Annotated in this window: 11 protein-coding genes; 3 read left to right on the top strand and 8 right to left on the bottom strand. The window is 55.9% G+C overall.

Annotation, left to right across the window (positions count from 1 at the left end; genetic code table 11):
- From HUO07_RS09195 to HUO07_RS09175, 5 genes are all read right to left on the bottom strand, one after another.
- Nucleotides 1-1,653: a multidrug ABC transporter permease/ATP-binding protein gene (locus HUO07_RS09195; protein WP_176303334.1), complete on the bottom strand. Its 1,653-nt coding sequence runs from the start codon at nt 1,651-1,653 to the stop codon at nt 1-3.
- A 139-nt stretch (nt 1,654-1,792) separates the two neighbouring features.
- Nucleotides 1,793-2,881: a DUF1513 domain-containing protein gene (locus HUO07_RS09190; protein ID WP_176303333.1), complete on the bottom strand. Its 1,089-nt coding sequence runs from the start codon at nt 2,879-2,881 to the stop codon at nt 1,793-1,795.
- 3 nt (nt 2,882-2,884) lie between these two features.
- On the bottom strand, nt 2,885-3,910 hold the full coding sequence (locus tag HUO07_RS09185) for an imelysin family protein (protein WP_176303332.1): 1,026 nt from the start codon (nt 3,908-3,910) through the stop codon (nt 2,885-2,887).
- Nucleotides 3,911-3,933: 23 nt separating this feature from the next.
- Nucleotides 3,934-5,400, bottom strand: coding sequence for a di-heme oxidoreductase family protein (locus tag HUO07_RS09180; protein WP_176303331.1), 1,467 nt, complete (start codon nt 5,398-5,400; stop codon nt 3,934-3,936).
- 107 nt (nt 5,401-5,507) lie between these two features.
- Complete coding sequence (locus tag HUO07_RS09175) at nt 5,508-6,803, bottom strand: imelysin family protein (protein ID WP_176303330.1); 1,296 nt, start codon at nt 6,801-6,803, stop codon at nt 5,508-5,510.
- Nucleotides 6,804-7,010: 207 nt separating this feature from the next.
- Here HUO07_RS09175 and HUO07_RS09170 point away from each other — a divergent pair, with 207 nt between their 5' ends.
- Both HUO07_RS09170 and HUO07_RS09165 read left to right on the top strand, forming a co-directional pair.
- Nucleotides 7,011-7,877 (top strand): LysR family transcriptional regulator ArgP, encoded by an 867-nt coding sequence (locus HUO07_RS09170; protein ID WP_176303329.1) that lies wholly within the window; start codon nt 7,011-7,013, stop codon nt 7,875-7,877.
- Between the two features lie 229 nt (nt 7,878-8,106).
- The gene (locus HUO07_RS09165) at nt 8,107-9,915 is read left to right on the top strand and encodes a diguanylate cyclase (protein WP_176303328.1); all 1,809 of its coding nucleotides are present in this window, start codon (nt 8,107-8,109) and stop codon (nt 9,913-9,915) included.
- A gap of 2 nt (nt 9,916-9,917) precedes the next feature.
- Here HUO07_RS09165 and HUO07_RS09160 read toward each other — a convergent pair whose 3' ends face one another.
- Together HUO07_RS09160 and HUO07_RS09155 are read right to left on the bottom strand one after the other, a co-directional pair.
- Nucleotides 9,918-10,475 carry a cytochrome b gene (locus HUO07_RS09160; protein WP_176303327.1) on the bottom strand — a complete coding sequence of 186 codons (558 nt, stop codon included), beginning with the start codon at nt 10,473-10,475 and terminating at the stop codon, nt 9,918-9,920.
- A 170-nt stretch (nt 10,476-10,645) separates the two neighbouring features.
- Complete coding sequence (locus HUO07_RS09155; RefSeq protein WP_176303326.1) at nt 10,646-11,509, bottom strand: LysR substrate-binding domain-containing protein; 864 nt, start codon at nt 11,507-11,509, stop codon at nt 10,646-10,648.
- A 101-nt stretch (nt 11,510-11,610) separates the two neighbouring features.
- On the opposite strand from HUO07_RS09155, the gene HUO07_RS09150 reads away from it, so the two are divergent.
- Nucleotides 11,611-12,489 carry a DMT family transporter gene (locus HUO07_RS09150; RefSeq protein WP_176303325.1) on the top strand — a complete coding sequence of 293 codons (879 nt, stop codon included), beginning with the start codon at nt 11,611-11,613 and terminating at the stop codon, nt 12,487-12,489.
- Between the two features lie 2 nt (nt 12,490-12,491).
- Here HUO07_RS09150 and HUO07_RS09145 read toward each other — a convergent pair whose 3' ends face one another.
- A complete protein-coding gene (locus HUO07_RS09145; RefSeq protein ID WP_217908840.1) occupies nt 12,492-12,983 on the bottom strand; it encodes an NUDIX hydrolase in 492 nt (163 codons plus the stop codon).
- Nucleotides 12,984-13,010 lie beyond the last annotated feature (27 nt).

The raw sequence follows: 13,010 nt of genomic DNA, 5'->3' as shown, positions 1-13,010 counted from the left end.
TTAGCTATTGATTTGTGCAACCGCGTCCTCGCTTGCTCGCGCACGCTGCTCGCCTTTCAGCTCGCTAAGTTGCCCTTTCGCCATCTCCAGCAAGCGATCAGCGTGGACGAAGTAGCTGTCGTCATGACTGATGGCAAACACGGTTTTCCCCATTGCTTTTAAGTGCGGTAACAGCTCGCGGTAAAATAGGCGTCGGAACTGCGGGTCTTGATCCGCCGCCCACTCATCCAGCAGTAAGATATCGCGTTTTTCAGCAATCGCCAGCAAAAGCGCCAGGCGCTTGCGTTGCCCTTGGGAGAGCTGAGTGTTGATGACCCGATCGCCCTCCCACTGCAATTTGTGCTGCATCTGCAGTCGCTCAAGCCAGGTATCAACGACCTGAGGGTCGGCAGGCTGCCCTTCGGGGCCCATGGTTTGGTCGAATTGATGAAAATCAGTAAACACACTGGCGAAGCGGGCACGAAAGGCCTCCCACTGATCGGCGTTGAGCACTTGGCCATCGACTTTGATGGCGCCGCTTTGCGGGCGGTATAGCCCAGAAAGCAACCTGGCCAGGGTCGACTTACCACTGCCGTTGCCGCCGATCAGAAATACCTGCTCACCACGCTCAAGGGTCATATTTAAAGGCCCCACCTGGAACCCTTCGCCCTGGGCAGTCGCGGGGTAGTGGTAGGTGACCGCTTCAAGTTCAATGCGCTGCCAGTCGGTCAGCGTATCGTCCACCGCAAAACTTGGCTGGTATTCGGCTAGCTCCAGGCTGCTCAACTTATCGAAGGCGACCTGGGCACTAATCAGTGTGGGCCAAGCGCCTACTGCTTGGATTAACGGCGTGCGCAGAAATAAAAGCGTCAGCGCAAAAGTGGAAGCCACCGTGGTGTTGGCCCAGCCCAACCCATTAGAGAGGAAAAACACCACGCCGATAGCGCCCAACATCATGATGTTAGACCAGTTATTGGCACTGAGGTGGTAGGTATCGGCACGGATGATGTGGTAACGGTAGTCCCGGGCATTGAGCGTGTAACGCTCGTCAAAAAAATGTCGGGCGCGGTCACGGTTGAGCGCCAACTCCTTGCGCCCTTCTATTGCTGATTGGTAATCCTTGTAAAGGCGATCCTCGCTCTCTCGCACGAGGTGAAAGTGGCGGTACACCTTCGAGACCAGCCACCAACCCACCCCCATCGTGAAGGCGATCCATAGCACGGTGATAACCACCATTTGGGGCGAGAGCCACGCCAAATAGGCGACCGAAGCCAGCGTCAGCACGACGCCTTGAATCAGTTCCGGCAGGCGCACAAACCCAATGGTGATGTTGCGCACATCACTGGAAAGGCTGGCCAACAAGGTGGAATTACCCAACTGCTCTAAACGCTCAATATCCGTATCGAGAATTCGCTTCACCAAGCGGGAGCGTAGATCGAATACAAAGTGATGACCCAGCAACGTAAGCGCCAACTGCGTACCCAGCGTCACCGCCAGCAATACCGCTAACAGGCCTAGAAACTGTGGCAATGCCGCCAAACTGCCGACCTCGATTAAGCGCTGATTGATGAAGGCAATCACCGCAACCCCTAGTCCAGCGCTCAATAGGCTCAACGCAATGGCGCCCATAAAAGGCCAGCGGTAGTGGCGAAATACTAAGTGAAGCAGTTCCATGGGTCTCCTTGCCTTCCTGAAAAGAGCGCTGAAGTTTAACAGCAGTGCCTCTTACCAAGAAGGTGTCATTATCATGGGATGATTATGCGGCCACCTAGTCACTGATACGGCATACTATTCCAAGCCGCTTTTCTGAAAATCATGTTAGATGGTTATCCCAGCGCAGTTCCAGGCTGGCGAGAAGCTCGGGCATCGCTAAGTCAGGCGTAACACGGTAGAGCCCGCCCTGGCCGGAGGAGACCAGAAAGCCACCGTTACCGTCGCAGCGGGCACCGGCGGCGTCGGGCAGCGCCAGGCTGGCAACAAGCGTGCCTTGCGCAGCATCCAGCAGTAGTACCCGGTTGCCGCGGGGGGCGGTCACCAGGACATTGCCAGAAACACGGCTAAACGCCACGCTGGCAGTGTAATGGTTCAAGCTGGCCGTCAGCTCATCGTCAAGTGTCAGCTCAGAGAAATGACCATCACTGTCAAGTCGGCAGGTCAGCGGATGGATTTCCCACTCGGGGCCTTCAAACTGGTAGCCAGCGATCACGGCACCGTCCGCCGCCACATCCAGATGACGGCAGCTGAGCTGATGGTGCGAAGGTTCGTGACGTGCCAGTATCTCACCGCTGTGGCGATCCAGCAGCATCAGCGCCGGGGCCATGGTATCGAGATTGAGTTTGACCCGGCCGTAGTCAGGATGAGTCTGGATACCCCCCAAGCCAATCACCAGGGTATCTCCATCCGGCATCAGTTTGAGCTCATGGGGGCCAATACCGTCCAGCGGCATATCACGCACATGGGCGTAGGCGTTGGCAGCGTCGTAAACGCGCACTAGCCCGGCGCTGTCCTCCAAACGGTTGGCGGTGACATACAGGTATCGCCCACTCAGGTCGAAAACGCCATGCCCGTAGAAGTGGTAGCCCTTTCCGGCCGCAATGGTGTGGGCTAATTGACGGCTGTCGCCATCGATCACATACATCCGCGTGCCAGGGCGGCGAGCAAACAATACTGCCTGGCGGGAGTCTGGCCGCAGACAGCCTCCATGGCAGCGCTCGGGTACTTCGATCATAAAGCGGGTCTGACCATCCAATGCCACCCCGGCGATGTAATGCGCCCCGCTAGGGTCGTCTACCGCGCTGAACAGCCAAGCGGCTTCCTCCCGTGCTGGCAGCGCCCAGCTCAGCGGAGTCAGCGCCATGGCGACGCTGCCCAACCCCGCTTTGAGTACCTGGCGTCGATGCATGGCTTAATCTCCGTCGCTGGAGTTAAAGCCACGCACCAACCCGAGTTCACCTGCGATCTCGTTACCCAGTAGATGGCGTAGCTGGCTGATGTCGAGGTAGAGCGACTGCAGACCGCGAAACGCCTCTTCGTCTTCAAGGGAAGGCACCAAGCCCGGTGGCAGTTCGCTAGCCTGAACGAGTGTTTTATCCAACTGGTCACGAAACGCCTCGGCGAGCGGCAGTGCATCGGCCTCGCGCAACAGCGCGGTGAGCCCCGGCAAGAAGCCGGTACGCAGCCCCTCCAGGCTGCTCTCTACCAATCGAACCGTTTGCCCGCTACGCCATGCTTCGGCCAAGTAGCCATTGGCGGGCGCGCCTTTAAGGCCCATAGGCTCACCGAGCCGTTTATCTTCGAGTAGCTCGAGGGTCTGGATAGCGCTGGCCAGTGTGGTTTCGGTATAGTCGGCAGTCTCCAGATAATGCTCGCCAAAGGCTTGCCAGTCGCGATGCAGAGCGGTCGTGGTATCCGCAAGATGAGTGGTGATGGCCTGCATCAAGTCGCAGGCTGCAGGATCGCTCAGGGCCTGTTCATCCATGGCGTCGTCATAAAGCAAGTATTCAAGGGCGGGGAAGCCTTGGATCGCTACGCTGTCACTGGCGATATCTTGGGCATCTGGGGCTTCGGCTGCCTTCAGCCAGCCGCGCACCTTACTGCCTACCAGGTTTTTACGGTCTGGCCAGAACTGCAGCTGCCAGCCTCGGCTATTCTGCTCGGCCGGGCCGAACTGGATAAAACGCACCGCCTGCCAGGCTTGATAGGCGCTCAGCCAGTCATTTTCCAGGCGCTGCCTGAGAGCTTCGTCTGGGCTCTGGCAAAAGCGTGCGGCGCTGGCTTCCAGACGCTCGGAGGCGGCACTCAGTTCGGCATACTGAAGCTCCACCGCGCCGTGCCACATGTCCCGCGGCGTAGGGGTGTCTGTCGCGAAAGAGAGCGGCGTCGCAAGTAGCGCGCAGGCCAGCAAACTCAGGCGGCGAAGAGATGCGATCACGTTAACTCCTTAACAGTCATGACTTACAGGGATTCAAGGAAACGGATAAGTTCCGCCCGCTGGTCGGCGGGCAGTGCCCGATAGCCCTGGGTGGCGCTTTCTGCCTCGCCACCGTGCCAGAGTATCGCCTCTTCCAAGGTGCGGGCGCGACCATCGTGGAGAAAACCCGCCCGGGGGTTAACCGTTTGCGTCAAGCCGATGCCCCACAGCGGCGGGGTGCGCCATTCGCGGCCATCGGCCTGGAACTCACTGCGATGATCCGCCAGGGCATCGCCCAGATCGTGGAGCAGCAGGTCGCTATAGGGCCATATTTCCTGATTGGCTAGCGCCGGACGGGCAGCATCCGCAGCGGTGCGCTGGCGCGGTGTATGGCAGCTCGCGCAGCCAAGCGCGTTAAAACGCTCAGCGCCCTGTTTTACCGCGGGGTCATTCATATCACGGCGCATCGGCACCGCCAGGCTGGAGGCGTAGAAGGTCACGAAGTCGGCCACGTCATCGCTGACTTCGGGCGTGCCACCGTTAGGAAACTCATCGCACCCCTGGCTCTCCATGCAGTCGGTTTGTGGCACCAGACTGGACGTCAGCCCCATATCGCCGGCAAAGGCGTGCAGGCCCTGCTGCTCAATGCTGGGCTCACCGGCTTTCCAGCCGAAACGCCCTAGCACCGTGGTACCACTGCGCACATCCCATACTTGGTTGTAGCGGCCGGAAATCCCGTCTTTATCAGCATCATCAGGGTCTGCGGCAGCGATAAGGTCAGCTTCTGGAATCGCTTCTAGCAGGCCCAGGCCAATCATTGGCGGCGCCAACCGCGGCGAGGTTTGCAGTGACTCCGGCAGCTCTCCGTAGGCGGGTTCGGCAATCGAGTAGATCGGCGCCTGCAAGGTGACGCTGGTGCCATCGGCGAAGCTCACTTCCCGAGGGCGATACTCAATCACCAGCTTGGCCTCGGGCTTGGCACCGCTAATCGCCGCGGTTTGTAGCTGCAAACCGTAATTAGGTACCGGAAGCGCGCCCCGCTGCTCCAGTGTCTCTGGGCCCGCTTGGCTAGCGGGTAGCGAGAGGCGCAGAAACAGCGCGATGGGGTTTTCGTCGCCGGTGGGTGGGTGCCCCCGACCATCCTTAAGGTGGCAGCCCTGGCAGCTATTGGTATTCAGGAGTGGCCCCAGACCATCCCGGGCCTCGGTGCTGGCGGGCGCCGCCACCCAAGGGTTGCGAAAGAAGCTGTTGCCAACGCTGAAATCCAGACGCTTGGTCATCGACATATTACCCAGCGGCAACGAATAGGCGTTATGGTCAAACTGCTCTACCGAGCCATCGCCGCCACTCATGGGCGAGGTCTGTATAGGCGGTAACTGAATGAGGTAATCCTGGGTAGGTGATTCGGCTGCCTGCAGGGGCATGGCCAGCAAGAACAGTAATAAACTGCTGTGGGCTAATGTGCTGGGCACCCACTTGGCTAAGACAATAAACCGGAGTAAGCGGTACATGGTGATACCTTGCGAGGGATGATACTGAATACAAGCCATTCGACAAAAACCAACAGAGCCGCTCGATAGCAACACTATCGGCGGCTCATGGTAGACGCTAGCCCAGGTTAGAACCGGTGACCGGCATCATCGGGCTGCAGGGAGGTCACGCCCAGCTCGCCTGCGGCCTGTTCGATAGACCCTGTTTGCGCCACTAGGGTAAGGATCGCCTCGTTGATCAGTTCACTGCCCTGCTCGTTACCCGGGGCAATCATCATATCGAAGGCCATCGGCGAGCTTTCCGCTTCAGCCGCCTCCTTGATAGCATCAAGACGCGCCATCGTGGCTTCTAGCTGCTCATGGAGTGTATCGGCCAGCTCAGCATTTTGCTGAGATAACAGGTCTTGCAGCGAAGCTCCCTCTACCACACTGCCATCAAGGCGTTGATAGCTGCCGGTGTAGATATTCTGAATACCCTGGCCGTTGTAGTAGTGGGAGTTGTGGGTATTGTCGCTAAAGCAGTCGTGCTCATCCTCAAAAGAGTTGGCTTCAAGGGCGACTTTTAAGCGCTCACCCGCCAGCTCACCCAAAGAGAGCGAGCCCATACCGAACAGCATACGGCGTAGGCCCTCCTGATCGCCTTCGGCGAGCAGTTCCTGACGGTAGTTACCCTCGGTTTCTGGTGCCCACTGGGCCACCATCCACTCAAGGTCGTTAACAAGCAGATCTGACACCGCATCCAGGTAGCTACCGCGGCGATCGCAGTGGCCATGGGTGCAGTCGTCACCGGTTTGGTAATCACTCACCGGTCGTTCGCCGCTGCCTGCCTCAAAGCCATGCAGATCCTGCCCCCAGAGCAGAAACTCGATGGCGTGATAGCCGCTGGCGACGTTGGCTTCCGAGCCGCCTATTTCGTTCAGGTCAGCAAGGAGTTCCGGGGTAATCGCGCTGACGTCCAGAGTTTCGCCGCCGACAGTGATTTGCTCATTGGCGATAATATTGGCAGTAGCGCCTTCGTTACCCAGCTCATGCTGATAGTCGTCGCCTTCGACATAATCGATCATGCCTTCGTCCAGAGGCCAGGCGTTGAGCTGCCCTTCCCAGTCATCCACCACCGCATTACCGAAACGAAACACTTCGCTCTGCTGATAAGGCACCCGCGCCTGCAGCCAGGCTTGCTTGGCTGCACTCAGTGCTTCAGCCGTGGGATTGGCGAGCAATTCGTCGATACGCTCGTTCAATGCTTGGGCAGCCTTCAGTGCATCGGCGTAATTGGCATGCGCCAGATCGGCGTAGTGTTCAACCTCGGCGTCAGCGCTAACGGTGTCGGCAGCAGCGGTGTCGATAGCAACTGGGGCAAAAGGCATCAGCGCGCTAAGCGCAACGATGCCAGCAAGAGAGCGACGGAGCATGATGGCGGGCATTACGGTGTCCTTTAGGCTGTGGCATTACAGAAACTACTCACATAAAGTGCTAGGCAATCCGTGAGGATTCTGGTGCTCTAGCTCCGCCTGAAATGTAATTCATTAGCTTATGAGATTCAATCTTATTTGAATCTAAATAAAAAGCGCTACACCGTTTTATCGCCATTTTTTGGCTTATGTCACTTAGTGCTACCGTGGGAAACCGTCATGCTCGATTACAAACTGCTTCATGCCTTGGCGACCGTGGTGGAGTGCGGCGGCTTTGAGCGCGCGGGGGATGAATTGGGGCTGTCACAATCTGCCGTGTCCCAACGTATAAAAGCACTGGAAATTCGCCTTGGCCAGCCAGTGCTGGTTCGGCACCCGCATTTAGCTCCAACCCCTGCTGGCCAGCGGCTGTTAACCCACTACCAGCAGGTACAGCTATTAGAGCGTGACCTGCGTGGCTCACTACCCACCTTAGATGATCAGGCGCCGCGCCTGCGTATTGCAATTAATGCGGACAGCCTAGTCACCTGGTGGGCCGAGGCTGTTGCCACTATTTGTCAGCAGGAAGGCGTATTACTGGACCTTGTGATTGAAGATCAAGATGTCGGACTCAAGCGGTTGCGCGATGGAGATGTCGCCGCCTGCCTATGCGCCACACCGCAACCGATTGCGGGTGCGCGTTGCGTAGCGCTGGGAGAAATGCGCTATCACCCGTTGGCGACACCCGCTTACGTTGAGCGCTATTTTTCAGATGGTCCGACGACAGAGAACTTTCAGCGTGCACCAGCCATCGTTTTCGGCCCCCACGACCAGTTACAGCATCGGTTTATGGCGCTGTTTGGTTTCCACAGCCACTTTCCTTATCACCTCTGCCCCTCTTCAGAAGGTTTTGTTCGCTTAGCCTCGGCGGGGATGGGTTACGGCATGATGCCGCAGCTGCAGACAAAGGAACTCATGCAAAGCGGCCAACTGGTCAGCGTGGCGCCAGGTTACTCTTTATCGGTGCCGCTCTACTGGCATTTTTGGCGTCACAGCGGAGAATTAATTCAACGACTTACCCAACATTTAGGTCATATCTTTTATTAAGTATGGAAGTTTTAAACAGTTAATTTTACAAACTTGTCTACACTGAAAGTGCCCATCAAGCAGCACAGAAAAATTTGGTGACGATATTTTCTCCTGCTGCATTAGTGCCAAACGGCGAGTAAATTGCACGTTTACCTAAGCGCTATAATATAACGATGGGCGGCCCCTGGTAGGGGTAAGGGAACCCAGGGAACAAAGAGCGGAATAAAAACTAAAAAAGCGATGTGATATGCATGTTCGACGTTTAAAGGCAGGTGTGTATATCAGCCTACTGCTGCTGTTGGCTGGATGTTGGATACCTTGGGCACATGCAAATACCCTCTTATCAGCATCGCCAAACCAAGCGAGCTACTCGCTTGCTCCTTACAGTGAATTTTGGCATGCAACTGATAAATCAATCACACTTAATAGCTTACTCTCTCACCCGCCTAATTTTAAGCACTCCCATCACGAAGAAAATTTAAACTTCGGCTATACCCGTCATGATGTGTGGCTTAGAACACAAGTGCGTAATGACTCGCCAGAAACCCAGCGCTGGATGGTACAGTTTGAGTACCCATTCTTGGATTACGTCACACTTTACACACTGCGCCAGCAGAGCATTGAGGCGCAGCGCAGCGGTAGTGCAGTCCCAGTTGAACAGCGTGCGCTAGCCCATCGTCAGGCGGTTTTTTCACTAGAGCTTGCTGCCCATGAACGCGTAACGCTGTATACCCATGTGGCTGCCTCAGGCAGCAAAATGCTCAACTACAAGCTAATAACGCCCGAGGCGTTTTATACCCAAAACGATCGCCATAATTTTTGGCTGGCTACCTACTTCGGCATGCTGCTGGCAATGGGTTTATATAACTTACTGCTATTTTTTGGCTTAAAGGAACGGGTTTTTCTTCACTATTCGCTCTTTGTCGGCGGTTTTGCTCTCGCTATTCTGACCTTTAACGGCATCGGAACACTGATGTTTTGGAGCTTTCTGGGTGATAACACGGCTCGTCTCGTGGCACTCGGTTTTACCTTCGCTTCCACCATGGCCACATTGTTTGCGCAAAGTTTTCTTAACACTAAAGTCTATTGTCCCCGCTGGCACAACGTATTGAGTACCTTTCGCAGTTACTGCTGGTTGACAGTGATTGCCACACTGTTATTACCCATTCCCTCGGCGCTTCACCTCATGGATGTGACGGGCTTTATGGCCGCTTTACTGCTCCTGCTATGCGGCAGCTACTGTAGTTTGCAACGCGTACCCAGTGCTCGGCTGTTCGTATTTGCTTGGTCGCTTTTTTTACTAGGTGCTGGTGTCTTTGCGCTGCGTAACCTGAGCCTACTTCCAGCCAACTTTATTACTCTGCACGGTATTCAAATTGGCTCAGCACTGGAAATGTTATTGCTCTCGTTTGCCTTAGCATCGCGTTTCAATAAACTTAAGCGGCAAAAGGAAAGAACTCAAAGCGCGATGTTAGCAGCACTCAAGAAACAGGAAGCCCTATTGGAACGAAAAGTCGCTGCCCGCACCATAGCATTGGAGCATTTGGCCAATCATGATGTACTCACTAGCCTGCTGAATCGCCATGGACTGATGCGTTCTGCCGAGGGAGCTCTACAGCGTAATCGTCAGCATGGTCATCGTTTGGCGCTATTAATGCTCGACCTGGATCGCTTTAAGCCTATTAACGATAATTATGGTCATGAAGCAGGCGACTTTGTTTTACAGCAAATAGCCAAACGCATCATCCACTTAGCGCGCACTAATGATCACTGTGCCCGGTTTGGAGGCGATGAGTTCATTATTATCATGGAGAATATAGGCACCGGCGATACGCTAACGCCTATTCTGGCGCGTATTGACCAAGCCATCCGTTCACCGATCAACCTTCCCGGCGGTGAGCAAGTCAGCGTTAGCGTCAGTATTGGGGTAAGCACCTGTCACGGCGCAGATGATGCCACGCTTGAAAGCTTGCTGAGTGAAGCTGATAGCAATATGTATGCAGTTAAATCAAGCCAAGCCGCCGCTTACTATCGCTACGGCTCGGCGAGTTCTTAATTCTAGTCAAACAGGCTCATGCGCTTCATAACGTTGTCACGCTTGATTTTCCAATGGAATATCGCGCCAGCAACGTGTAGTACCACTAAGCCTAAAATGATCCAACCTAACCGCCCATGCCACATGAAAAGTTGTTCAGAGAGCTGCTCACGCTCAGCAAGTAAACCGGGCAAATGCCAGTGGAAAAACTCTACTGGAAAGCCGCCGCTAGCAGTGGCGGCCCAGCCCAGTAAAGGCATAATTATGAGCGCTAAATAGAGCAAGTGGTGCACACTGGAGCTAACAATCCGCTCGAACGCATTTAAAGGTGGTTCATGATCTGGGACCACAAACGCCAGCCGGGTAATAATGCGCAGCGTCATCAGCAATAATATCAATACGCCGAGCGTTTTGTGGCTGGTATAAAGCAAGTTCGTGAGCGTATTGCCTACCAACGCAACGGTGCGCTCAAACCCCAGAAAGCCTAGCGTCAAACCGCTAGCCAACGAGAGTAACACGGCACCCGCCACTAGCCAGTGCAGCACCCGGTGCGGGTAGATATAACGATCCAGTTCGTGCATGTAGTGCTCCTAACAGCAAATTTATTTGCTTTTTAGTCTAGTCAGTAACGTTCCCTTCCGCTGATTAAAGCACTTCGCTGCCCTCAACGTTAAGTGTTACTTTTATCCAATGCTTCTCCTCTACTACCTGCTGGGAACAGTTGAATCGCCACGATCGGCGTTTATATAGCCTAGTCCGGCACGGCTAATTGCTCACGTATTAACTCACCCAAGCGCCGCGCTGGCTCTGAGGGCCGGTGGGGTGCGCGGTGAAGCGCCAGCTCGATCATTGGCAGCGCAGGCAGGCCACTGCTCTCATCTAGTGGCCTTAGCGCCGGCGTCAGCATGCTGCGCGTCACCACCACTATCGCGAGCCCCGCGGTCACAATCGGCGCCAGCCCGGCCATGGATTGGCTGGTATAGGCAACACGCCAACTGCGCCCTGCCGACTGCAGCGCCTGCTCGGCGACTTCACGAAACACGTCAGCCCCCGGCGAATAAAGCGCTAATGGCAATGGATCGCTTAGCAGCGGCTGCTGGTGCATTCCGACGGCCCACAGCAAAGGCTCTCGACGGATTACATCGCCCCCTGGCGAGTTGCGTTGGCGTGTCACCAGTGCCAGATCAAGCTCTTTGGCTTTTACCTGCTCTACGAGATGGGCGCTGGTACCGCAGATCACCTTGAGCCCCACCGCCGGGTAGAGCTGATTAAAGTAAGCAAACACCGAGGGCAGCAGCGAGGCGTAATCTTCCGGTATGCCTAACGTGAGGTCACCGGTAACTTGGCGCGCCTGCATATCACTCCATGCTTCATCATTAAGCGCCAGCAGCCGCCGGGCATGATTAAGTAGGCGCTCGCCTTCTGAAGTAAAGCGTATTCGCCGTCCTTCCCGCTCGTGCAGTATTAGCGATAACTGCGCCTCCAGCCTCTGCAGCTGCATACTCACCGTAGACTGCGTGTAAGCCAAGCGTTTGGCGGCGGCGGTCACACTGCCGGTATCCGAAATTGCCACCAGAGTACGAAGCAGGGTTAGGTCTAGGGTGGGCGCGCGCATATATCACCATTCTTGATCAAAACGATCATAAAAGATCGATACTGTGATGCATTGATGATGAGTATGCTGCTCAGCACATGCTCAAATCAAGGAGACCTCCGATGCATCGCGTTCACTCCCCCGCCCTTTTTCCACGTTGGTACAGTGTTGGTGCGGCACTGGTGGCCGTGATGCTTTGGAGCGCCGCGCCGCTACTGGCAGAGTTTGCCAAGGCGACACCGCCTTTACAGCTAACCGCCGTAACACTGCTTGCGGGGGCACTGGCAACGCTGCCGCTGAGCCGCCGCGTTAATGTTGCTGCCAGCGGCGCGGGTTGGCAGTTAAGTGTCTGGGTGGGCATTCCGTTGCTTATTTTTGGTGCTGTGAGTACTTACTTTATTGGTATGCGGCTAGCGCCCGCCGCTGAAGCGGCGCTGATTACTTATACCTGGCCCGTGCTCTTTGTGCTTCTTAGTCAGTGGAGCCGCTTTGGCCGTCTGCGCATCGCAGGCGTTGTCGGTGCGCTGATTGCGTTTTCAGGCGCAGCGTTACTGCTGGTTCCTCAAGCCATCAGCGGCGGATTAGGGAGCGCTACCACTGGCTACGCACTAGCACTGCTGGCTGCCTGCTGTTGGGCGCTTTATTCATGGCTCAGCCAGGCAGCCCCAGTGGCGTTGACACCGCTACTGCCACGACTGCTGTTGATCGCTTGTGCTATTGCCGTGGCGGCTAGCCTGCTACTTGAAGGACAACTCCCTTTACCCAGCGGGGAAGCGTTACTAGCAGGCATTGCACTGGGGTTAGGCCCTTACGGCGTGGCCATGGTGGCTTGGGACAAAGCACTGCGCTGGGGGCACGCCAGCCTAGTGGGCAGCTTAGCGTATGGCGTGCCGATACTGGCCGCCCTGCTACTGGTTCTAGCAGGCATGAGTGTGCTCGACTGGCGCTTACCCACAGCGGCAGTGCTGGTGGTGGTTGGCTGCCTTAAAGCTAGCCGCTAGGCTTACTTAAACAGATTCACCTCGGCTACTTTAATCGCTGGCTCGCTAGATAGAATGTCGTCCAGCAATTCAGGTATCCACCTGGGTTTAAAAAGCGCGGGGGCGGCCTCGCGCATCTCTTCCCGAGCCCACCAGTGACTGGCCTGAATAGTAGAAGGTTCTTCATCGCTCCAATGGGCAGTGGTAATTTCAGCCATTGGCGGGCAGCGCACCAGAAAGTAGCGTTCAAGCCAGCGGGCTGGCGGAGAGCCTGCCACGGCGTCAATATTATCTCGTTCGCGCAATAGCGGGCCGAGGGGGCAGGTCAACCCCGTTTTTTCCTTCAGCTCGCGCATTGCCGTGCTGGGGTAATCCTCTCCTTCAAGCAATTCGCCGCCTACAGTGGTCCAAAAAGGCGCTTGACGCTCATCATGATGGCGAAAAAGCAGTAGCTGACCTTGCGGGTCAACCACCATTAAATGTGCTGAACGGCGTGTTTTGATTTGTTGGTTCATAAGCGATCCATGCCTATTATTGAATGA

Source organism: Vreelandella maris (genome assembly GCF_013371085.1).
Taxonomy (GTDB): Bacteria; Pseudomonadota; Gammaproteobacteria; order Pseudomonadales; family Halomonadaceae; genus Vreelandella; species Vreelandella maris.
This window is presented reverse-complemented; position numbering and strand designations above follow the sequence as displayed.

What these genes read in the sequence shown, in the direction of transcription:
- HUO07_RS09195 (WP_176303334.1), bottom strand. Translation starts at nt 1,653, where the DNA reads ATGGAACTGCTTCACTTAGTATTTCGCCACTACCGCTGGCCTTTTATG.
- HUO07_RS09180 (WP_176303331.1), bottom strand. Translation starts at nt 5,400, where the DNA reads ATGTACCGCTTACTCCGGTTTATTGTCTTAGCCAAGTGGGTGCCCAGC.
- HUO07_RS09165 (WP_176303328.1), top strand. Translation starts at nt 8,107, where the DNA reads ATGCATGTTCGACGTTTAAAGGCAGGTGTGTATATCAGCCTACTGCTG.
- HUO07_RS09145 (WP_217908840.1), bottom strand. Translation starts at nt 12,983, where the DNA reads ATGAACCAACAAATCAAAACACGCCGTTCAGCACATTTAATGGTGGTT.
- HUO07_RS09190 (WP_176303333.1), bottom strand. Translation starts at nt 2,881, where the DNA reads ATGCATCGACGCCAGGTACTCAAAGCGGGGTTGGGCAGCGTCGCCATG.
- HUO07_RS09175 (WP_176303330.1), bottom strand. Translation starts at nt 6,803, where the DNA reads ATGCCCGCCATCATGCTCCGTCGCTCTCTTGCTGGCATCGTTGCGCTT.
- HUO07_RS09155 (WP_176303326.1), bottom strand. Translation starts at nt 11,509, where the DNA reads ATGCGCGCGCCCACCCTAGACCTAACCCTGCTTCGTACTCTGGTGGCA.
- HUO07_RS09160 (WP_176303327.1), bottom strand. Translation starts at nt 10,475, where the DNA reads ATGCACGAACTGGATCGTTATATCTACCCGCACCGGGTGCTGCACTGG.
- HUO07_RS09150 (WP_176303325.1), top strand. Translation starts at nt 11,611, where the DNA reads ATGCATCGCGTTCACTCCCCCGCCCTTTTTCCACGTTGGTACAGTGTT.
- HUO07_RS09170 (WP_176303329.1), top strand. Translation starts at nt 7,011, where the DNA reads ATGCTCGATTACAAACTGCTTCATGCCTTGGCGACCGTGGTGGAGTGC.